Origin of the sequence: Pseudomonas sp. CCOS 191, from assembly GCF_001007005.1 — a bacterium.
GTDB lineage: Bacteria > Pseudomonadota > Gammaproteobacteria > Pseudomonadales > Pseudomonadaceae > Aquipseudomonas > Aquipseudomonas soli.
In genome coordinates this window covers 5,130,423-5,149,463 of record NZ_LN847264.1, presented here as the reverse complement: position 1 = coordinate 5,149,463, position 19,041 = coordinate 5,130,423, and the positions used below count along the sequence as shown (strand labels likewise).

Below are 19,041 nucleotides of genomic sequence, written 5' to 3'. Positions count from 1 at the left end.
ATGACCATCATCGCCAGCTTGTTGCGCAATGCACAGTTGCCCGACTCGCCGACCGAACGGCTGGACGCCGAGTTGCTCCTGGCCGCGGCCCTGGGCAAGTCGCGCAGCTACCTGCACACCTGGCCCGAGCGCATCGTCAGCAGCGAGGCGGCAGCCGCCTTCGCCGGCTACCTCGAGCGCCGTCGCGCCGGTGAACCGGTGGCCTATATCCTCGGCCAGCAGGGGTTCTGGAAGCTGGACCTGGAGGTGGCGCCGCACACGCTGATCCCGCGGCCGGACACCGAACTGCTGGTGGAAACCGCCCTGGAGCTGGTTTCGCCCAAGCCCGCCCGAGTACTCGACCTGGGCACCGGCACCGGGGCTATCGCCCTGGCCCTGGCCAGCGAGTGTCCTGGTTGGCAGGTGGTGGCGGTGGACCGTATCGACGAGGCCGTGGCCCTGGCCGAGCGCAACCGCCAGCGCCTGGGCCTGGGCAATGTCCAGGTGCGTGCCAGCCACTGGTTCGACGCCCTCGCCGGTGAGCGCTTTGACCTGATCCTCAGCAACCCGCCCTATATCCGCGCCGCCGATCCGCATCTGGTGGCCGGTGACGTGCGTTTCGAGCCCAGTAGCGCGTTGGTGGCCGGTGAAGACGGGCTGGACGATCTGCGCGTGATCGTCGCCCAGGCGCCAGGGCATCTGTTGCCTGGTGGCTGGCTGCTGCTCGAACATGGCTACGATCAAGCCGCCGCGGTTCGTGAATTGCTGGTGATCGGCGGCTTCACCGAGGTGGTCAGCCGCGTTGACCTGGGTGGCCATGAACGCATCAGCCTGGGGCGCCTGCCATGCTGAGCGACCAGGAACTGTTGCGCTACAGCCGACAGATCCTGCTGTCGCAGGTGGATATCGACGGCCAGTTGCGCCTGAAACACGGTAAGGCCCTGGTCATCGGCCTCGGCGGGCTGGGCTCGCCGGTGGCGCTGTACCTCGCCGCGGCGGGTGTCGGTGAGCTGCACCTGGCCGATTTCGACACCGTCGACCTGACCAACCTGCAGCGCCAGGTGATCCACGACAGCGACAGCGTCGGCATGAGCAAGGTCGATTCGGCTATCAGGCGTCTGCAGGCGATCAACCCGCAAGTCAGCCTGATTGCCCATCGGCAGGCGCTGGACGAGGATTCGCTGGCTGCCGCAGTGGCGGCAGTCGACGTGGTGCTGGACTGCTCCGACAACTTCGGCACCCGCGAGGCGGTCAACGCCGCCTGCGTCGCCGCTGGCAAACCGCTGGTCAGCGGCGCGGCGATCCGCCTTGAGGGCCAGTTGTCGGTATTCGACACACGGCGCGACACCAGCCCCTGCTACCACTGCCTGTATGGCCATGGCAGCGAAGCCGAACTGACTTGCAGCGAGGCCGGGGTGATCGGCCCGTTGGTAGGGCTGGTCGGTAGCCTGCAGGCACTGGAGGCCCTGAAGCTGCTGGCAGGTTTTGGCGAGCCACTGGTGGGTCGCCTGTTGCTGATCGACGCCTTGAGCACGCGCATGCGCGAGCTGCGGGTCAAGCGTGATCCGGCCTGCGCCGTGTGCGCCACGCGCCATGGCTGAGCGCACGGCGCCGGTGGGCGTGATGGACTCCGGCGTCGGCGGCTTGTCGGTGCTGGCCGAAATCCAGCGCCTGCTGCCCAGCGAGTCCTTGTTGTACGTGGCCGACAGCGGCCATGTGCCGTATGGCGAGAAATCGCCGGACTACATTCGCCAGCGCCTGCGGCATATCGCCGGTTTTTTCCACGAACAGGGCGCCAAGGCCATGGTGCTGGCGTGCAACACCGCCACCGTGGCAGCGGTGGCCGACCTGCGTGAGTTGTATCCGGACTGGCCTCTGGTGGGCATGGAGCCGGCAGTCAAGCCGGCGGCGGCGGCGACCCGTTCCGGCGTGGTCGGTGTGCTGGCGACCACCGGCACCCTGCAGAGCGCCAAGTTCGCCGCCTTGCTCGACCGTTTCGCCAATGATGTGCGGGTGGTCACCCAGCCTTGCCCCGGGCTGGTCGAGCGTATCGAGGCGGGCGATCTGTTCAGCGAACAACTGCGCCAATTGCTCTCGGGCTATGTGAAACCGTTACTGGCGGCTGGCTGTGACACTTTGATCCTGGGCTGCACCCACTACCCCTTCCTGCGGCCAATGCTGGCCGAAATGGTGCCTGCTCAGGTGGCGATCATCGACACCGGGGCTGCCGTGGCGCGCCAACTGCATAGGTTGCTGGACGCGCGCGGGCTGCTCGGCGAGGGCCCGGCGCAGGCGACCGCATTCTGGAGCAGTGGGGAGCCCGACCGCCTGCAGAAGGTCTTGCCGCTGTTATGGCATCAGCCTGGCAACGTGCAGCGCTTCCTGCCTTGAGCTACCCCATGCAGGAGCGGGCAAGCCCGCACTTGCATGTATCAGCTGTGCTTCGGTAGCGGCCACAACTCGCCTGGCTCGAGAACCTCAAGCACCAGTTCGGGTTGACGCTGACCCAGGCGTGCCAGCAACTCCTGCGCAGCACTTTGCGCCGTCCAGGGCTCCGGAATGACCTGTGCCGAGGTCACCGGACCTTTCAGCGACTGTGGCGCCGCGACGGTCAGGTCGATACCCAGCGCCTTCAGGGCGGGACGCTGCAGGCGGAGCCACTGTGGCAGGCTGTTGCTGCCATTGGCTGGCTGGTTCGGCTCGTACAACTGCAATGCCGAGTAACGGCTGAGAACGGCCATGACCTGGGGTTGGTCACCTTTGGCCAGATGCGCCAATGCGCCGACCAGACACTGTTCGGTGGCGCGCAGGTTGCTGCTGACGATCTGTTCGAACAGTTGCGCATCCGCCACATCGGCCGGCAGGTAATCGCAGGTCCCGGCATTGATGATCAGGCAATCCAGCGCGCTCCAGCGGCTCGATAGGCGCTGGGCGGCGCCCGCCAAGTCGTCCCCAAGGCGCATCAGGTGCCCACCGTGGCGCTGGCTCAAGTTGTCCAGTTCCTGGCTATCCCTGCCACTGGCGGCAACCTGTTGCCCACTCGCGAGCAACTGTTCCACCAAGGCCAGGCCAAGTCCGTGGCTGGCACCCGTAATCCAGAAACGACGTGTCATGCTCTATGCCCCCTGATCCTGCCAGCTGGACAAGCTTTTGAAGGCTTCCAATGCGCGTTGGCGACTGCTATCGAGATCGACTATCGGGCCCGAGTAATTATTAGTAGCAAATAGATCGGCAGATTTCACCGGGTAGTGAATCGATTTATCGTCCCTGTCCTTCAATTCCGGCAGCCATCGACGAATGAACACACCCTTCGGGTCGAAGCGCTGTGACTGGGTAACAGGATTGAAAATGCGGAAATAGGGCACTGCGTCAGTGCCTGTAGAGGCACTCCACTGCCAGCCGCCGTTGTTGGCGGCCAGATCGCCGTCTATCAGGTGGCGCATGAAATGCCGCTCGCCATGCCGCCAGTCGATCAGCAGGTTCTTGCTGAGAAACATGGCGACGATCATGCGCAACCGGTTGTGCATCCAGCCGGTGTCCAGCAACTGACGCATGGCGGCATCGATGATAGGGAAGCCGGTGCGGCCTTCCTCCCAGGCCTGCAGGTCGGCAGGCGCATTGCGCCAGGGTAGCGCCTCGGTGTGCGGACGGAAGGCGCGATGCCGCGAGACCCGGGGATAGCCCACCAGCGTGTGTTTGTAGAACTCGCGCCACAGCAGCTCGTTGACCCAGGTCTGCACGCCGACGCTGCCACTGTCGAATTCACCCCGGTTGCTCCCAAGGGCCGCGTGCAGGCACTGACGTGGCGAGACCACACCCGCAGCCAGGTAAGGCGAAAGCTGGCTGGTACCGGCCCGGGCGGGCAGGTCGCGCAGTTGCGCGTAGTCCTCGACGGTTTCGTCGATGAAGTGTTGCAACCGCTGCCGTGCTTCATCCTCACCGGCGGGCCAGTGCTGGCGCAGTGCGTCGGAAGGTGCCTCGAAGCCGTCGATATGCTCGGGTATGACGTCGCCGTGAATACCCAGCGCCTCTTGGCGAAGTACAGGTGGAAGGAGAGAGGGGAGGCTGCGGTGCAGATGTTCCAGGCAGACCCGTTTGAACTGGCTGAAGACCTGGAAATACTGGCCACCGCGGGTCATTACGCTACCGGGCCTGAACAGCAACTGGTCGAGGTGGGCGGTAGCGCCGATTCCTGCCTGTTGCAGCAGGTTCCGAGTCGCTTCGTCGCGCCGGGTCTCGTTGATGCCGTATTCCTCGTTCCAGTGCACGGCCTCGATGCTGTGCTGGCGGCAGACATCGAGCACGCATTGCGGGGCGTCTGCCCACGTATCGACTTGGCGAATCAATAGCGGAATATTCAGCGCCGCGAGTGACTGGCGCAGCAACCGCAGGTTGCGCAGCCAGAAGTCGACTTTGCAGGGTGCGTCGTCATGAGCCAGCCACTGGCCAGGGCTGGCGACCCACAGGGCCACGGTCGGGCCGCGCTGGCAGGCGGCCGCGAGAGCGGTGTTATCGTCCACACGCAGGTCACTGCGTAGCCATATCAATTGCATGGAATACGAGCCCAAGGTTGGTCAGGGTTGTTGTAGGCCGCGCAAGGCGGCTTGCGGGCTGTCGAACAGGTACAGGTCGGTAAGCGACAATGCGCGTAGCTCGGCCTCATGGAGAGTAACCGGGCCGCCGCCCAGGAGTTTCCTCACAGAGATTCCCTTCAGCAAGCGGCCCAGTGCGGCGAGGTCGGGGCGGCGCCCGAGGTGCAGCAGCAGCGCTTGGGGCTGAAGCCGCTCCACGGCCAGGCGCAACTGGCGAGGCTCGACCGACCACTCGAGAATTTCCAAGGGGTGACCATTGCTGCTCAGCAGCCAGGCACAGAGCCAGAACTCGGGGTCGAAGGGGGTATCGTCGGTTCGGGCAAGCAATACGCAGGACCCGGTTAGCGAGTGACCGTCGTGATAGACCCGCGCTCCTAGCTTGCTGCGCAGCCAGGTCTGGAAGAACACCTGCTCCAGGCGTGCGTCGAAATGGGTTTGCCAGCGCAAGGTGAGGGACTCCAACAGCGGCAAGAGCAGGCGCTCGCACACGGTTACGGCAGGGTAGAGGGCCATCACCTGATTCAACAGTTGGTCCAGGGGGCGCTGGGCAAGGCGAGCGATTGCCGTGATCAGTTGCTCGATACGTTCGCCCCATTCGCCCTGGAGGGGTGGCGCAGTGCTCTGCGTGTTGTCCAGCAGCTCGCGCACTTGGCTGATTGCAGCGCCGCGCTCCAGCCAGCGCAGCGCGGCCTGGACCCGTTGCACCTGGTCTTGTGGATAGAGGCGATGGCCCTTGGGTGTGCGCTGAGGCTTGATCAGGCCGTAGCGACGTTCCCAGGCGCGCAAGGTGACCGGGTTGACGCCGGTGAGCCGGGCTACCTCGCCGATGGGCAGCAACTCGTCAGATGGCATTGCGTAGTCCAAGGTCTTCCGGGTGGGGTTGCAGGTAGGCCTGTTGCAGCAGGTAAGGGTCGGGATGGCAGCGCAAATGGTGCTTGAGCAGGGTCAATGGGACCACCAGCGGCACCACGCCTCTCTGGTACTGGCCAATGACCTGCTGCAGCTCGGCCTTGTCGCCCTGGCCCAGGTCGTTGCGCAGATAGCCGCTCAGGTGCTGCAGCACATTGCCGTGGGTGCCGCGGCTGGCGCATCGGCGCAGGGCCTGCATCAACTGGCTGAAGTAGCGCGGGCCGAGCTGCTGCGGATCGTCGTCGCGGCGCATGTTGCCAAGCAGGCGGCCAAGGGTGCGGTACGCCTGGGGATTGTGGGCCATGAGCAGGTACTTGTAGCGGGCATGGAAGCGAATCAGGGCGCCGCGGCTCAGGCCCTGGCGCAGCTGTTGCTGCCAGTCGGCATAGGCATACACGCGGGCGATGAAATTTTCCCGCAGTACCGGGTCGTGCAGGCGACCTTCTTCCTCGACCGGCAGGTCCGGGCGCAGGGCGCAGAAGGCCGCGGCATAGACACCGCGACCATGATGAGCCGGGTGGCCGTCTTCCTGGTACACCTTGACTCGTTCGAGGCCACAGGACGGTGACTTCTGCATGAAGATATAGCCGCAGATATCGTCCAGTTCGCCGGCCATCTGCTCACCGTAGGCGCGCAGTGGGCCGGCAAGGTCGGTGGTGCTGTTGCGCGTGCCGGTGACTGCCGGATGTTCAGGGTCCCCCACCAGGCGGATGGGTTCGCGCGGGGTGCCCAGGCCGATGGCGACTTCGGGGCACAATGGCACCCAGTCAAAGTGCTTGTCGAGCAGGTCGAGGCACAGGCTGGAGGCCTTGTGGCCGGCGTTGTAGCGCACGTTGAGGCCGGTCAGGCAGGCGCTGATGGCCAGGCGCGGCTTGCCGTTGGGCGAGGGAGCGTTCATCACTGTCTCCGAATGACTTGTACAGGCAGCACGATTTGTACAAGGCAATTTCAGCACAGATGCAAACTTATACAAGCAAAATTTTTTGTACAGGTTTTATGAGCGACTAATCCAGATGCTCCAGCAAGCGCCTGGCGGCTTCCTGGCCGCTGAGCCAGGCGCCCTCGACGCGCCCGGACAGGCACCAGTCGCCACAGGCGTACAGGCCCAGGTCGGCATCGGCCAGCGTGCCCCACTCATGGTTGCTGGTGGGGCGAGCGTAGAGCCAGCGGTGGGCGAGGGCAAAGGTTGGCGCGGGTACCACGCACCCGACCAGTTCGGCGAACTCACCCCGCAGCTGCTCGATCACTTCTTCCTTGGCCAGGTCGATATGCTGCCTGCTCCAGCTGGAGGTGGCATGCAACACCCAGGTGTCGAGTTGCTCGTCACGGCCTGGCTTGCTGCGGTTGCGCGCCAGCCAGTCGAGCGGGTTGTCCTGGACGAAGCAGCCCTGCATCGGGGTGTCGAGTGGTGTCTCGAAGCCCAGGGCGATGGCCCAGGTCGGCTCCATCTGCACCCCGGCGGCAACCGCCGCGAGTTTCGGCGCGGCCGCCAGCAACGGTGTGGCCTGAGGGGCCGGCACGGCGATCACCACGCGGCTGAACGGCCCATGGCTGCAGCCTTCGGTGTCCTGCAGGTGCCAGTACTGCTTGCCGCGAAATACCTCGGCGATGCGGCAGCCGAAGTTGACCGTGACATCCTTGAGCAGGCCACGGGTGATGGCGCTCATGCGCGGCACGCCGACCCAGCGCAGCTGTTCGTCGGGGGAGGGCGTCAGTTCGCCATCGCGGTAGTTGTACAGCTGCGGTTTCCACTGTTCGGCCCAGCCCGAGGCGACCCAGTGCTGGACCTGTTCGACGAAGCGCCGGTCACGAGCGGTGAAGTACTGCGCGCCCAGGTCGAGGGCCCCGGCCTCGCTGCGCTTGCTGGCCATGCGGCCTCCGCTGCCATGGCCCTTGTCGAACAGGTGGACGGTCTGCCCGGCCTTCTGCAGGGCCTGGGCTGCGGACAGGCCGGCGATACCGGCTCCGATGATGGCGATGGGTACTGTCATGATGGCCTCTTCGAACCTAGCTTTACGCAGCGTACGCTGCCAGGCAAACCTGTACAATGCACAATGTTTGTATAAGGTTATTCCGCTCGATAGGCAGGTGGCCTATGTTTATCCGAGAGCGATCGGTCAAAAAAGTGCCTTGATCTTAAAAATAGACCACGGCCGCCAAGTGTGAGGACACAGCCATGCATATATTGCTGACCGGCGGTACCGGCCTTATCGGCCAACACCTGTGCCAACGGTGGCTAGGCGAGGGCCATCGCCTGACGGTCTGGAGCCGCAGGCCGGAACAGGTGGCGAAAATCTGTGGCACGGGAGTGCGTGGCGTCGCGCGGCTGGACGATATCGCCGAGGACGACCCAGTGGATGCGGTCATCAACCTGGCCGGAGCGCCCATCGCCGATCGACCCTGGACTGCGGCGCGGCGGACCCTGCTCTGGGCCAGCCGGGTGGCGCTCACCGAGCAGCTGTTGGCCTGGTTGGAGCGCCGCGAACAGCGCCCGCCGGTGCTGATCTCCGGCTCTGCGGTAGGCTGGTACGGCGACGGCGGTGAGCGCGAACTCACGGAGAGCTCGGCCCCGGTGAAGGAGGACTTCGCCAGCCAGCTGTGCATCGCCTGGGAGGAGACTGCCCTGCGTGCCCAGGCATTGGGGATCCGCGTGGTGCTGGTGCGCACCGGCCTGGTGCTGGCAGCCGATGGCGGCTTTTTGTCGCGCCTGCGCCTGCCCTACAAACTGGGCTTGGGCGGGCCTCTGGGCGATGGCCGGCAGTGGATGCCCTGGGTGCATATCGATGATCAAATCGCCTTGATTGATTTTCTCATGCAGCACAAGGAAGCCAGCGGTCCCTATAATGCCTGCGCGCCGGAGCCGGTGCGCAATCGCGAGTTCGCCAAGCGCCTGGGGCGTACCTTGCATCGTCCGGCGTTCATGCCGATGCCGGCGCTGCTGCTCAAGGCCGGGCTCGGCGAGCTGTCGACGCTACTGCTCGGTGGCCAGCGCGCCCGCCCTGTGCGTCTGCTGGCGGCGGGCTTCACGTTCCGTTTCAACGATCTGCAATCGGCGTTGGACAACCTGTCCAGCCGCCTCTGACATAGGACGCTGCATGACCGATCATGCCCTGCTGCTGGTCAACCTGGGTTCGCCGGCTTCCACCTCGGTGGCCGACGTGCGCCGTTACCTCAACCAGTTCCTGATGGACCCGTACGTGATCGATCTGCCCTGGCCGGTGCGGCGGTTGCTGGTGTCGCTGATCCTGATCAAGCGGCCAGAGCAGTCGGCCCATGCCTACGGGTCGATCTGGTGGGATGAAGGCTCGCCCCTGGTGGTACTGACCCGCCGCCTGCGCCAGGCGATGCTCGAGCATTGGCCCCATGGCCCGGTGGAGATCGCCATGCGCTATGGCGAGCCGGCACTGCCTGACGTGCTCGAGCGCCTGGCCGCGCAAGGTGTGCGCAAGGTGACGTTGGCACCGCTTTATCCACAGTTCGCCGACAGTACCGTGACCACGGTGGTGGAGCTGGCGAAGCAGACCATCGCCGAGCGTCGGCTGCCCTTGCAGACCCGCGTGCTCCAACCGTTCTACGAGCATCCCGACTATATCGAGGCATTGGCCGCCAGTGCCCGCCCGTACCTGAAGCAGGACTACGATCACCTGCTGCTTAGCTTCCACGGTTTGCCCGAGCGGCACCTGAAAAAGCTCGACCCCACCGGCAACCATGACTTCCAGGCTGCCGACTGCTGCAAGGACGCCAGCGCCGAGATGCGCGCGGTGTGTTATCGCGGCCAGTGCCTGGCCACGGCCAGGGCGTTCGCTGCGAAGATGGGTATCCCGGAGGGCAAGTGGTCAGTATCGTTCCAGTCGCGTCTGGGGCGGGCCAAGTGGATCGAGCCCTACACCGAAACGCGTCTGGACGAACTGGGCAAGGCGGGAGTGAAGAAGTTGCTGGTGATGTGTCCGGCGTTTGTCGCCGATTGCATCGAGACACTGGAAGAGATCGGCATGCGCGGCAGTGAGCAGTTCGTCGAGGCCGGCGGCAAGGAGCTGGTGCTGGTGCCGTGCCTGAATGACCACCCGGAGTGGGTGAGGGTGCTGGCGGAGATGTGCGAGAAGGCCTGACCAAGTATTCGTGGGAGCAGGTTAGCCCGCTCCCACGAACGCAGCGGCCCGATCAGGGCAACTGATCATCCAGCTTCTTGTTCTTCCAGCCATCATTGCCCGGCAGGATCAGGTTCAGGGCAATGGCCACCACGGCGCACAGGGCGATGCCCTTCAGGCCCCAATCGTCCGGGCCGTCACCGCTGCCGATCAGTACGCCGCCGATACCGAACACCAGGGTCACCGACACGATCACCAGGTTGCGGGCCTCGGCCAGGTCGATCTTGTGGCGGATCATGGTGTTCATGCCCACCGCGGCGATCGAGCCGAACAACAGGCAGAGAATGCCGCCCATCACCGGCACCGGAATACTCTGCAGCAATGCGCCGAACTTGCCGATGAAGGCCAGGGTGATGGCGAATACCGCCGCCCAGGTCATGATCTTCGGGTTGTAGTTCTTGGTCAGCATCACCGCGCCGGTCACTTCGGCGTAGGTGGTGTTGGGCGGGCCGCCGAACAGGCCGGCTGCCGTGGTGGCCAGGCCGTCACCCAGCAGCGTGCGGTGCAGGCCGGGTTTTTTCAGGTAGTCGCGGCCGGTCACGCTGCCCACCGCAATCACCCCGCCGATGTGTTCGATCGCCGGGGCCAGGGCCACGGGCACGATGAACAGAATGGCCTGCCAGTTGAAGGCTGGCGCAGTGAAGTTGGGCAGTTCCAGCCATGGGGCCGCGGCGATCTTGGCAGTGTCGACCACGCCGAAGGCGAACGACAGGGCGAAGCCCACCAGCACGCCGGAGATGATCGGTACCAGGCGGAATATGCCTTTGCCGAACACGGCCACGATCAGCGTGGTCAGCAGTGCCGGCATGGAGATCAGCATGGCGGTCTTGTACGGCATCAGCGCAGCACCGTCACCACCCTTGCCCATCGCCATGTTGGCGGCGATCGGCGCCATGGCCAGGCCGATGGAAATGATCACCGGGCCGATGACCACCGGCGGCAACATGCGGTCGATGAAGCCGGTGCCCTTGATCTTCACCATCAGGCCCATGAAGGTGTACACGAAGCCTGCCGCCATGACGCCGCCCATGGTCTCGGCCAGGCCGAACTGGCCCTTGGCGAGGATGATCGGGGTGATGAATGCGAAGCTCGAGGCCAGGAAAACCGGGACCTGACGGCCCGTGACCAGCTGGAACAGCAGCGTGCCGATGCCGGCGGTGAACAGTGCCACGTTGGGGTCGAGGCCGGTGATCAGCGGCATCAGCACCAGCGCGCCGAATGCCACGAAGAGCATCTGCGCGCCCGAAACGACCTGGCGCCAGAGCGGGTCGTTGAAGCCGTCCTGCATGGTCAGGCGTCCTTCTGCTTGGTGCCGAAGATCTTGTCACCGGCATCACCCAGGCCCGGCACGATGTAGCCGTGCTCGTTGAGGCGCTGGTCGATCGAGGCGGTGTAGATCTGCACGTCCGGGTGGGCTTTTTCCACCACTTCGATGCCTTCGGGCGCCGCGACCAGGACCATGGCGCGGATTTCCTTGCAGCCGGCTTTTTTCAGCAGGTCGATGGTGGCGACCATCGAGTTGCCGGTGGCCAGCATCGGGTCGATGATCAGGGCCAGGCGCTGGTTGATGTCCGGCGCGAGCTTCTCGAGGTAGGTATGGGCCTCGAGGGTTTCTTCGTTGCGGGCCACGCCCACGGCGCTGACTTTGGCGCCGGGGATCAGGCTGAGCACGCCGTCGAGCATGCCGATGCCGGCGCGCAGGATCGGCACTACGGTGATCTTCTTGCCGGCGATTTTCTCGACTTGCACCTTGCCGCACCAGCCGTCGATCTCGTAGGTTTCGAGCGGCAGGTCCTGGGTGGCTTCATAGGTCAGCAGTGCACCGACTTCCTGGGCGAGTTCGCGAAAATTCTTGGTGCTGATATCGGCACGGCGCATCAGGCCGAGCTTGTGGCGGATCAGCGGATGGCGGATCTCACGAGTAGGCATAGGGGGAGGGCTCCGGGAGGCGGGCAAAAAAACCGCGCTAGATTAATCTATTCAGTCCTTGATGTCGTGCAGTCATTGTGCACGTTAGTCCATAAAGGCTTGATCTGGGACGAGCGGATGCGTACCTTTGCCCGCTTTTCCAAAACGCACCCCCTGGAGAGCGCCATGTCCGCCGATCTCGAGCATATCCGTCAAGTGATGCGCGAGGCTGATTGCCTGTACAACGAAGCCGAGGTCGAGGCCGCCATCGCCGAGGTCGGCAAACAGATCTGCAAGGACCTGCACGACAAGAACCCGGTGGTCTTCTGCGTGATGAACGGTGGCCTGATCTTCTCCGGCAAGCTGCTGACCCACCTGCAGTTCCCGCTTGAAGCCTCGTACCTGCACGCCACCCGCTACCGCAACACTACCAGCGGTGGCGAGCTGTTCTGGAAGGCCAAGCCGGAAGTGTCGTTCATCGACCGCGACGTGCTGATCGTCGACGATATCCTCGACGAAGGGCACACCCTCAGCGCCATCATCGAGTTCTGCAAGCACGCCGGCGCCCGCGCCGTGCACACCGCGGTGCTGATCGACAAGGACCACGACCGCAAGGCCAGTCCGGACCTGAAGGCCACCTACACCGGCTTGTCGTGCGTCGATCGCTATGTCTTCGGCTACGGCATGGACTACAAGGGTTACTGGCGCAACGCCAACGGCCTCTTCGCCGTCAAGGGGATGTGAGCATGCGCCAGCCTGCGTTCCTCGATCAGTCGTTGTTCGTCGGGCTGGCACAAAAGGCCGCCGAGAGTCCGCGTGGCCGCCAGCACCACAACTTCCACCAGATGGAAGAGCCCTGCCACCGCATGGCGGTGGGTTTGCAGCCAACTACCTACATTCCACCGCACAGGCACCTGAGTGATGACAAGGCCGAGGTCTTGATCGTCCTGAAAGGGCGCTTGGGTTTGCTGATCTTCGATGACCTGGGACAGGTCACCGACAAACGTGTGCTGCAAGCGGGCGGCGAGTGTCTTGGGGTCGACCTGGTGCCTGGCACCTACCATGGCCTGGTGGTGCTCGAGGCCGACAGCGTCATGTTCGAGTGCAAGGCCGGGCCGTACCGGCCGGTGGGCGAGGGGGAGCACGCTCATTGGGCGCCGCGTGAAGGTGAAGCGGCCGTTGCCGAGTATCACGCCTGGATGCGCGCGCAGTTCGATTAAACCTGCGCCAATCTTGAGCCCGCTCGCTCACCTCAGGACCGGGCTTGCTCCGCGACAGGGCCTGTGCGTAGAGTGCCTGCTCATGCCAAGGAGCCCCACATGCGTGCGATCGTCCCCCTCCTGCTGGCGGTGAGCCTGCCGCTTGCCGCCGCGCCGCTGCACAGCCAGTTCCTCCCGCCCGACGACCTCTCACTGCGCCAGGAAGCACCGGCCAGCCAGCAACTGCTGCAGGTAACCGACTACAGCGTGGTGGTCGGCACCCAGCGCCAGTCCGACCAGCAGCCGATCCCGATTACCTCTTCCTTGCAGGTGCGCCTGAAGGGCAAGCCGCTGAGCAAGGGCTCGACCATCGGTCAGGTCCTGCTCAATTTCGACGGCGAGGGTGGCAAGAGCCTGAAGAAGCCGGTGTACGACGACAAGACCCGCACGCTGACGCTCAACTACCCGTTGGCCGACTATCGGGTGATCATGGACCTGCTGCGCAACGAGACCCTCTACGTGCAGTTCCTCACCTATGCCAACGGCCATATCTGGGCCGACCTGCACACCGGCACCGTACGTACGCGTTGAGGCTCGCCGTCGCCGGGGGGTAAACTGCCGGCCTTCGAAAATGTCCGTGATGGTCCAGTTGGAGTCGGCGATGCGTAAAGACAAGAAACAAGTGATTGGTGACGAGATCAGTGACGAGTACATCAAGACGTTCCTGCAATTCGAGCCGGCCGACGGCCTGACCTCGCCTTCGCATCACAAGCTGATCAAAGGTTACCGTGGTCTGCGCGTCGACGACTTCGAGCGTTACGTCGGCTTCTTCGTGGCAGTCGGCTACGACCTGGACGGCAAGGACGAACATGGCAAGACCTTCGCAGAGGCGATCGCCGACCAGCGCAATGCGCCGGAGTACATCGAGATCATCGACAACGCCCGCAGCTGATCTGGCTGGCCCGCTTTGCGGGCTCGGCCCAGGCACAAAAAAACGCCCCGAAGGGCGTTTTTTCGTTTCAGCCGGATCAGGCGTAATGCTTGGCCGGGCTGCTTTCCACCAGCTCCAGCGCCACATCGTTTTCAGCGCTGATCTTGTGGTACAGGGCCGCGTCGGTGGCCAGGGTCTTCTCACGGGCGGGGAAGATTTCCTTGAGCTTGGCGGCCCAGGCGCCCTTGGCCTGCTCTGGGAAGCAGCGCTCGATCAGCTCGAGCATGATCGACACGGTCACCGAAGCGCCCGGCGATGCGCCCAGCAGGGCAGCCAGGCTGCCGTCCTCGGCGGAGACCAGCTCGGTGCCGAACTGCAGGATGCCGCCTTTCTTCGGATCCTTCTTGATGATCTGCACCCGCTGGCCGGCCACTTCCAGGCGCCAGTCCTCGGCTTTCGCCTCCGGGTAGAAGCGGCGCAGCGATTCCAGGCGCTGCTCCATCGACTGCATCACTTCGCTGACCAGGTACTTGGTCAGGTCCATGTTGTCACGGGCCACGGCCAGCATCGGGCCGATGTTACCCATGCGCACCGACAGCGGCAGGTCCATGAACGAGCCGTGCTTGAGGAACTTGGTGGTGAAGCCGGCGTATGGCCCGAACAGCAGCGATTTCTTGCCGTCGACCACGCGGGTGTCCAGGTGCGGCACCGACATCGGCGGGGCGCCGACCGCGGCCTGGCTGTAGACCTTGGCCTGGTGCTGCTTGACGATCTCCGGGTTGTCGCAACGCAGCCACTGGCCGCTGACCGGGAAGCCGCCGAAGCCCTTGCTTTCCGGGATGCCGGACACCTGCAGCAGGGGCAGGGCGGCGCCACCGGCACCGAGGAAGACGAAGCGGGCGTCCACTTCACGGCTGCCGCCGCTGTTGACGTCCTTGATGCTCACGGTCCAGCCGCTGCCGTTGCGGCGAAGGCCGACGACCTTCTTGCTGTACTTGACCTGGGCATCGGGCGAGTCGCCAAGCAGCTTGAGGAGCTTGTTGGTGAGGGCGCCGAAGTTGACGTCGGTACCTTTCATCACGCGGGTGGCGGCGATGTGCTGGTCGGCCGGGCGGCCTGGCATCATCAGCGGCATCCAGTCCTTCATCACGGCCTTGTCTTCGGTGTATTCCATCTCGGCGAAGGCATGGTGCTGCTTGAGCAGCTCGAAACGCTTCTTGAGGAACGAAACGCCCTTGTCACCTTCGACGTAGCTCAGGTGCGGCACCGGGTTGATGAAGGCGCGCGGCGAGCCGAAGTTGCCTTTGCGGCTCAGGTAGGCCCAGAACTGGCGCGAAACCTCGAACTGGGTGTTGATGTGCACGGCCTTCTTGATGTCGATGCTGCCATCGGCGGCCTGCGGGGTGTAATTGAGCTCGCACAGGCCGGCATGGCCGGTACCGGCGTTGTTCCAGGGGTTGGAACTCTCCGCGGCTCCGGAGTCCATCGCCTCGACGACCTCGAGCTTCAGGGTCGGGTCGAGCTCCTTGAGCAGTACGGCCAGGGTGGCACTCATGATGCCCGCGCCTACCAGTACCACATCAACCGATTCGTTCTGCGCCATTAACGCGTCTCCACAATCTACAGCACCTAATTGACAGCATAGGATCCCTGGGTTGGCCAGGATCGCCATGTCCGACTCTTCGCAGTTCTTGCAACTTCCGCGGACACCGCCAATCAGTCTTGGGTGTTCGGCTATTGAACGCCCATTGCCACGGGTGCGGCAATTCGACTTATGGTCAAGTGGTCCGTCGTGCGTTATGGACCGGCCTCAGGCGTTCATCAGGGATGAGCGCTTTTGCCGTCTGTTCAGGGCTGTTCGGTACACATCTGCCGCTCTTGCACATGCCAGACTGTTCATTTGCTCGCCACACTCTCGTGAAGTTGTGAAAAACCGTTTTTTCACGCTCTTTTGGAGTCGTGAACCTCAAAAGTGGACTGCGCGATGGCAACCCGCAGGTTCATGCGCAGCGGACGGCCGGAAACAGCAGGCACGACAGCCAATGCAAGACCTGAGTGGAAGGCTCTCTGTGGGCGAAGCGTCGAGGGTGCCGGGTTGAAGCGGCGAATGCGGGGCCCGATCAGGAGACGTCCTTATAATCGGGGGGAGATTATAACGATGTCGCGGGCGGAAAGGGCGTACTTGTTGGGTTTTTATTGCAGCGTTTGTCAGGCTGCGAGGGTGCGTTGCTGCCAACGGCGCGTTGCACCGTCGCAAACCCGGGCGCTGGCCGGTAGCGGGCGGCCCAGCCAGGCCAGTCGCGCTTCGCTGACCTGCACCCAGGTGCCGTTGCCCGGCGGCGTGGCGCAGTGCTTGAAGGCCAGGCAGGTGCCATCGCTGTCGAGGCGGGCATAGGTGGCGTGGCGCGGGCGGTGGAAGAGCAAGGTCCAGAGCGAGGCCATGACGTGGCGTCCTGTGAGTGAGGGCTGGCGCAAGGATAAACGCAGGGGCATGAAACGATTGTGACAAGCGGGCCGGGCGATGGCTGGCGTGTGGCGCGCTAGGTATACTGTGGGCCTTTGCCGCTTTTTCTGGAGAAATGCGCATGTTGCAACGTCTGTTGGTCGGTTTGTTCGCGGTGGCCAGCCTGAGCCTGGCCGGATGTGCCCACAGCCCGCAGCAACTCAGCCCGCAACCCAAGCTCACCCAGCAGTTGGCCCCGGTCGGCCACGGCCAGCCGGTGGTAGTCAGGGTCGTCGACGGGCGCGCCTCGCAGTCGCTCGGCACCCGTGGTGGCATGTACCCCGAGACCAGCACCATCACCGTCAATGGCAATGACGTGGTGCCCAAGCTGCAGGCCCAGGCCGAGGCGGCGGTGCGCCTGCTGGGCTTCACCCCGACGCCGAATGCCGGCAATGCCCCGCAGTTGACCGTGACCCTGGCCGAGCTCAAGTACCAGTCGCCCAAGGACAAGATGTACGTGACCGAGGCGACCATCGGTGCCACCTTCCGCGCTGATGTGTCGAACGCCAACCGTCGCTACAGCGGCCGTTACGGTGCGTCGCTGGACCAGCGCTTCGGCATGGCGCCGAACCAGGAAACCAACACCAAGCTGGTGAGCGACGTGCTCAGCGATGCCCTGACCCGCCTGTTCAAGGACCCGACCGTCGGTCAGGTACTGGGCGAGTAAGCACGCCGATACCGCGTAAAAAAGCCCGCTGCCTGGGATCAGGCAGCGGGCTTTTTCATGGCTGCGAAAGACCGATCAGGCGGCCTGGACGTGAAAGTCCAGCAGGCTGATGCCAGTGTGCGGGTCGATCTCCGGCAGGTCGTCGTGGGCATGTCCGCCCAGGGCGCAGTACACCAGCCACTGACGGTCCTGGACGTTGATCGCGAAGCCGTCGATCAGCGCCTGTTGTTCGTCGCTCTGGGCCACGAGGTAGAGGCGGTCCTGGTTTTCGGCGTGCAGCATGACAAGCTCCGGTCAGTTGAAGGCCGACAGGGTGGCCTGTCTTGATGACGAGCGTGTGACAGATGAAATTAGGGTCTGTACGAAATGTGTCTGCGCGAAGGCCAGACAAGGCGAAACGGGGAGAGGAAGCGCAGTGTACTGGAGTACATGAGCATTCCGAGCCCCGTTTCAACGCAGTATGGGCGAGTGCAGATACATTTCGTACAGAGCCTAGATGACAGCTGGTCGCAAAGTGGCGGTGGTTGAAGTGGGCTTGGGTAGAATGCCGGGCTTTGCCACACGTGATACCGAGGTCGCGTAATGTCGTTGCAAGTGCTCTGGGGCTTCCTGGCCGCCCATCCGGCCAAGCTGATCAATCTGCTGGCTTTGCTGATCACCTGCCCGGGCGGCTTGCTGCTGCACGGCGCCCGGCGCCGCGAGGCGCTTGCCAGGGAAAGCCTGGCGATGGATGAAGGGGTGGTGGACGTGCTCGAGCAGCGTGTGCCGCGTTATTACTACATCCTCGGTTTCTGCTGCCTGGCGATGGCGTTGCTGCTGTCCTGGTTCAGTACCTGGATCTGAATCGCTGATGTCGACCCTGTAGGAGCGGCTTCAGCCGCGATCCAGGCAACGCGGTGCCTGGCACCCGCTTTGCGGGTGATCGCGGCTAAAGCCGCTCCTACAGGTGTATTGTCAGGCTGAAGTGGGCTGACGCTTCACCTGATACTGATTGCGCACCGGCGTCGCGTACTGCTGCACCAGGTACGGCTGCTGCTCGACCGGGCAGGCATCCAGCCGGCGCTGCCATTCTTCCTTGGCCTTGGCCAGTTCATCGGCGGGGAACAGCTTTTCCGCGCTCGGCACTTCGAGTGCCGCATCCTTCTCCGCCCACATCGCATAGGCCAGGTAATGCACCGGGAACAGCCGGTAGCCGCCGAGGATCTGCCGGTCGATGGCCTGCGCCAGCTGCTTGGTGTCCTCGTGGTACTCGGTCACCGGGGGGGCGAAGTTGATGTGTACCCGCCCTTTGTAGCCGGTGATGCCCTGGGCGATGCTGTTGTCGTCCTCGCCGGGTGCCTTCTTGTAGGTGCCGGTGGTGGCGCGGATGTACAGCTCGCGGGCCTTGGCCTGGTCGCAGGGGTCGTACTCGTAGCTGATCGACACGGGGATCAGGTTCAGGCTCTGGATCACCGCGCCGAACGGTTCGTCCTTGCGGCTCATGTGGAACATTTTCAGGATCGCCGAATCGGTGCGGTCGTCACCGTCCTTGGCGCGGCCTTCGGCCTGGGCGATCCAGATCGACGCGCCATCGTTGCGGATCGAGTGGTTGATGTAGGCCGAGAGCAGTTGATAGGCGGCCAGTTTCTCGCGGCGGCCGCTGATCGAACGGTGCACGATGAAACTCTTGTTCAGGCGCATCATGTCGCTGACGAACGGCTTTTGCAGCAGGTTGTCGCCGATGGCGATGCGCGGTGTCGGCAGGCCGGCGTGGTACACCGCGTAGTTGACGAAGGCCGGGTCCATCACGATGTCACGGTGGTTGGCCAGGAACAGGTAGGCGGTACCGGACTTTAGCTGTTCGACGCCGCTGTAGGTGACGCCGTCGGTGGCGCGGTCGATGGTGCGGTCGACGTAGTACTCGACCTTGTCCTGCAGCGTGGACACGCAGGTCACGCCGGCAAATTCCTTGCGCAGGCGCCGGGCGATCAGTGGTTTGAGCAGCCAGCCGAAGGCACCCGCCGCGCGCGGAAAGCGGAAGTGGGTGAGGATATCGAGGAATGCCGGGTCGCTGAGCAGGCGTGCCAGCACAGCAGGGACCTCAGCGTCGTCGTACGGTCGGATGGCATCGAATTCGCCCATCATGCTCTCTTGTTGGAAACGGCTAGGGTAATTAGGTAGGGGCGGGCTCCGAAAAACGGCTCGGACGCACACAGGCCCTGTAAA

Annotated in this window: 22 protein-coding genes; 11 read left to right on the top strand and 11 right to left on the bottom strand. The window is 64.1% G+C overall.

Annotated elements, in window-relative coordinates; translation table 11 throughout:
- From prmC to murI, 3 genes are read left to right on the top strand one after another with little or no spacing between them, the layout of a single operon-like run.
- Nucleotides 1-831: a peptide chain release factor N(5)-glutamine methyltransferase gene (prmC, locus tag CCOS191_RS22995; protein WP_046857135.1), complete on the top strand. Its 831-nt coding sequence runs from the start codon at nt 1-3 to the stop codon at nt 829-831.
- The gene (locus tag CCOS191_RS22990; RefSeq protein ID WP_046857134.1) at nt 825-1,580 is read left to right on the top strand and encodes a molybdopterin-synthase adenylyltransferase MoeB; all 756 of its coding nucleotides are present in this window, start codon (nt 825-827) and stop codon (nt 1,578-1,580) included. The genes prmC and CCOS191_RS22990 overlap by 7 nt, the downstream gene beginning before the upstream one ends.
- Nucleotides 1,573-2,370 carry a glutamate racemase gene (gene murI / locus CCOS191_RS22985; protein WP_046857133.1) on the top strand — a complete coding sequence of 266 codons (798 nt, stop codon included), beginning with the start codon at nt 1,573-1,575 and terminating at the stop codon, nt 2,368-2,370. Before CCOS191_RS22990 ends, murI begins: the two co-directional genes overlap by 8 nt.
- A 41-nt stretch (nt 2,371-2,411) precedes the next feature.
- Here murI and CCOS191_RS22980 read toward each other — a convergent pair whose 3' ends face one another.
- The 5 genes from CCOS191_RS22980 to CCOS191_RS22960 form a co-directional block, all read right to left on the bottom strand.
- Nucleotides 2,412-3,092 (bottom strand): SDR family NAD(P)-dependent oxidoreductase, encoded by a 681-nt coding sequence (locus tag CCOS191_RS22980; protein WP_046857132.1) that lies wholly within the window; start codon nt 3,090-3,092, stop codon nt 2,412-2,414.
- 3 nt (nt 3,093-3,095) lie between these two features.
- Entirely contained in the window at nt 3,096-4,532 is a 1,437-nt protein-coding gene (gene phrB / locus CCOS191_RS22975; protein ID WP_046857131.1) for a deoxyribodipyrimidine photo-lyase, read from the bottom strand.
- A 21-nt stretch (nt 4,533-4,553) separates the two neighbouring features.
- Entirely contained in the window at nt 4,554-5,423 is an 870-nt protein-coding gene (locus tag CCOS191_RS22970) for a MerR family transcriptional regulator (RefSeq protein ID WP_046857130.1), read from the bottom strand.
- On the bottom strand, nt 5,413-6,378 hold the full coding sequence (locus tag CCOS191_RS22965; protein WP_046857129.1) for a YbgA family protein: 966 nt from the start codon (nt 6,376-6,378) through the stop codon (nt 5,413-5,415). The genes CCOS191_RS22970 and CCOS191_RS22965 overlap by 11 nt, the downstream gene beginning before the upstream one ends.
- 106 nt (nt 6,379-6,484) lie before the next feature.
- On the bottom strand, nt 6,485-7,471 hold the full coding sequence (locus CCOS191_RS22960; RefSeq protein ID WP_046857128.1) for an NAD(P)/FAD-dependent oxidoreductase: 987 nt from the start codon (nt 7,469-7,471) through the stop codon (nt 6,485-6,487).
- 185 nt (nt 7,472-7,656) lie between these two features.
- On the opposite strand from CCOS191_RS22960, the gene CCOS191_RS22955 reads away from it, so the two are divergent.
- On the top strand, nt 7,657-8,562 hold the full coding sequence (locus CCOS191_RS22955) for a TIGR01777 family oxidoreductase (RefSeq protein WP_046857127.1): 906 nt from the start codon (nt 7,657-7,659) through the stop codon (nt 8,560-8,562).
- A 13-nt stretch (nt 8,563-8,575) separates the two neighbouring features.
- A complete protein-coding gene (gene hemH / locus CCOS191_RS22950; protein ID WP_046857126.1) occupies nt 8,576-9,589 on the top strand; it encodes a ferrochelatase in 1,014 nt (337 codons plus the stop codon).
- A 52-nt stretch (nt 9,590-9,641) separates the two neighbouring features.
- On the opposite strand, the gene CCOS191_RS22945 is transcribed toward hemH, so the two are convergent.
- Both CCOS191_RS22945 and upp read right to left on the bottom strand, forming a co-directional pair.
- Nucleotides 9,642-10,916 carry a uracil-xanthine permease family protein gene (locus tag CCOS191_RS22945; protein WP_038707351.1) on the bottom strand — a complete coding sequence of 425 codons (1,275 nt, stop codon included), beginning with the start codon at nt 10,914-10,916 and terminating at the stop codon, nt 9,642-9,644.
- A 2-nt stretch (nt 10,917-10,918) separates the two neighbouring features.
- Entirely contained in the window at nt 10,919-11,557 is a 639-nt protein-coding gene (gene upp / locus CCOS191_RS22940) for a uracil phosphoribosyltransferase (protein ID WP_023630748.1), read from the bottom strand.
- A gap of 165 nt (nt 11,558-11,722) precedes the next feature.
- On the opposite strand from upp, the gene CCOS191_RS22935 reads away from it, so the two are divergent.
- From CCOS191_RS22935 to CCOS191_RS22920, 4 genes are all read left to right on the top strand, one after another.
- Entirely contained in the window at nt 11,723-12,280 is a 558-nt protein-coding gene (locus tag CCOS191_RS22935) for a hypoxanthine-guanine phosphoribosyltransferase (RefSeq protein ID WP_023630749.1), read from the top strand.
- A gap of 2 nt (nt 12,281-12,282) precedes the next feature.
- Entirely contained in the window at nt 12,283-12,756 is a 474-nt protein-coding gene (locus CCOS191_RS22930; protein WP_046857125.1) for a WbuC family cupin fold metalloprotein, read from the top strand.
- A 99-nt stretch (nt 12,757-12,855) separates the two neighbouring features.
- On the top strand, nt 12,856-13,326 hold the full coding sequence (locus CCOS191_RS22925; RefSeq protein WP_046857124.1) for a hypothetical protein: 471 nt from the start codon (nt 12,856-12,858) through the stop codon (nt 13,324-13,326).
- A 70-nt stretch (nt 13,327-13,396) separates the two neighbouring features.
- Entirely contained in the window at nt 13,397-13,687 is a 291-nt protein-coding gene (locus CCOS191_RS22920; protein WP_046857123.1) for a PA4642 family protein, read from the top strand.
- A gap of 76 nt (nt 13,688-13,763) precedes the next feature.
- On the opposite strand, the gene mqo is transcribed toward CCOS191_RS22920, so the two are convergent.
- Complete coding sequence (gene mqo / locus CCOS191_RS22915) at nt 13,764-15,269, bottom strand: malate dehydrogenase (quinone) (protein ID WP_023630753.1); 1,506 nt, start codon at nt 15,267-15,269, stop codon at nt 13,764-13,766.
- A gap of 605 nt (nt 15,270-15,874) precedes the next feature.
- A complete protein-coding gene (locus CCOS191_RS22910; RefSeq protein WP_046857122.1) occupies nt 15,875-16,108 on the bottom strand; it encodes a hypothetical protein in 234 nt (77 codons plus the stop codon).
- Nucleotides 16,109-16,251: 143 nt separating this feature from the next.
- Here CCOS191_RS22910 and CCOS191_RS22905 point away from each other — a divergent pair, with 143 nt between their 5' ends.
- Nucleotides 16,252-16,836 (top strand): YajG family lipoprotein, encoded by a 585-nt coding sequence (locus tag CCOS191_RS22905; RefSeq protein WP_023630961.1) that lies wholly within the window; start codon nt 16,252-16,254, stop codon nt 16,834-16,836.
- A 75-nt stretch (nt 16,837-16,911) separates the two neighbouring features.
- Here the strand turns inward: CCOS191_RS22905 and CCOS191_RS22900 are convergent, their stop codons facing one another.
- Complete coding sequence (locus CCOS191_RS22900; protein WP_046857121.1) at nt 16,912-17,118, bottom strand: hypothetical protein; 207 nt, start codon at nt 17,116-17,118, stop codon at nt 16,912-16,914.
- Between the two features lie 300 nt (nt 17,119-17,418).
- Here CCOS191_RS22900 and CCOS191_RS22895 point away from each other — a divergent pair, with 300 nt between their 5' ends.
- Nucleotides 17,419-17,679 (top strand): hypothetical protein, encoded by a 261-nt coding sequence (locus CCOS191_RS22895; RefSeq protein WP_023630962.1) that lies wholly within the window; start codon nt 17,419-17,421, stop codon nt 17,677-17,679.
- A 111-nt stretch (nt 17,680-17,790) separates the two neighbouring features.
- Here the strand turns inward: CCOS191_RS22895 and CCOS191_RS22890 are convergent, their stop codons facing one another.
- A complete protein-coding gene (locus CCOS191_RS22890; protein ID WP_023630963.1) occupies nt 17,791-18,957 on the bottom strand; it encodes a 1-acyl-sn-glycerol-3-phosphate acyltransferase in 1,167 nt (388 codons plus the stop codon).
- Nucleotides 18,958-19,041: the final 84 nt, after the last annotated feature.

Coding starts and splice junctions, on each gene's coding strand:
- CCOS191_RS22965 (WP_046857129.1), bottom strand. CDS start 6,378: ATGAACGCTCCCTCGCCCAACGGCAAGCCGCGCCTGGCCATCAGCGCC.
- CCOS191_RS22895 (WP_023630962.1), top strand. CDS start 17,419: ATGTCGTTGCAAGTGCTCTGGGGCTTCCTGGCCGCCCATCCGGCCAAG.
- CCOS191_RS22990 (WP_046857134.1), top strand. CDS start 825: ATGCTGAGCGACCAGGAACTGTTGCGCTACAGCCGACAGATCCTGCTG.
- CCOS191_RS22980 (WP_046857132.1), bottom strand. CDS start 3,092: ATGACACGTCGTTTCTGGATTACGGGTGCCAGCCACGGACTTGGCCTG.
- CCOS191_RS22930 (WP_046857125.1), top strand. CDS start 12,283: ATGCGCCAGCCTGCGTTCCTCGATCAGTCGTTGTTCGTCGGGCTGGCA.
- CCOS191_RS22945 (WP_038707351.1), bottom strand. CDS start 10,916: ATGCAGGACGGCTTCAACGACCCGCTCTGGCGCCAGGTCGTTTCGGGC.
- CCOS191_RS22910 (WP_046857122.1), bottom strand. CDS start 16,108: ATGGCCTCGCTCTGGACCTTGCTCTTCCACCGCCCGCGCCACGCCACC.
- CCOS191_RS22960 (WP_046857128.1), bottom strand. CDS start 7,471: ATGACAGTACCCATCGCCATCATCGGAGCCGGTATCGCCGGCCTGTCC.
- mqo (WP_023630753.1), bottom strand. CDS start 15,269: ATGGCGCAGAACGAATCGGTTGATGTGGTACTGGTAGGCGCGGGCATC.
- CCOS191_RS22900 (WP_046857121.1), bottom strand. CDS start 17,118: ATGCTGCACGCCGAAAACCAGGACCGCCTCTACCTCGTGGCCCAGAGC.
- phrB (WP_046857131.1), bottom strand. CDS start 4,532: ATGCAATTGATATGGCTACGCAGTGACCTGCGTGTGGACGATAACACC.
- CCOS191_RS22970 (WP_046857130.1), bottom strand. CDS start 5,423: ATGCCATCTGACGAGTTGCTGCCCATCGGCGAGGTAGCCCGGCTCACC.
- CCOS191_RS22920 (WP_046857123.1), top strand. CDS start 13,397: ATGCGTAAAGACAAGAAACAAGTGATTGGTGACGAGATCAGTGACGAG.
- CCOS191_RS22890 (WP_023630963.1), bottom strand. CDS start 18,957: ATGGGCGAATTCGATGCCATCCGACCGTACGACGACGCTGAGGTCCCT.
- prmC (WP_046857135.1), top strand. CDS start 1: ATGACCATCATCGCCAGCTTGTTGCGCAATGCACAGTTGCCCGACTCG.
- hemH (WP_046857126.1), top strand. CDS start 8,576: ATGACCGATCATGCCCTGCTGCTGGTCAACCTGGGTTCGCCGGCTTCC.
- CCOS191_RS22935 (WP_023630749.1), top strand. CDS start 11,723: ATGTCCGCCGATCTCGAGCATATCCGTCAAGTGATGCGCGAGGCTGAT.
- upp (WP_023630748.1), bottom strand. CDS start 11,557: ATGCCTACTCGTGAGATCCGCCATCCGCTGATCCGCCACAAGCTCGGC.
- CCOS191_RS22955 (WP_046857127.1), top strand. CDS start 7,657: ATGCATATATTGCTGACCGGCGGTACCGGCCTTATCGGCCAACACCTG.
- murI (WP_046857133.1), top strand. CDS start 1,573: ATGGCTGAGCGCACGGCGCCGGTGGGCGTGATGGACTCCGGCGTCGGC.
- CCOS191_RS22905 (WP_023630961.1), top strand. CDS start 16,252: ATGTTGCAACGTCTGTTGGTCGGTTTGTTCGCGGTGGCCAGCCTGAGC.
- CCOS191_RS22925 (WP_046857124.1), top strand. CDS start 12,856: ATGCGTGCGATCGTCCCCCTCCTGCTGGCGGTGAGCCTGCCGCTTGCC.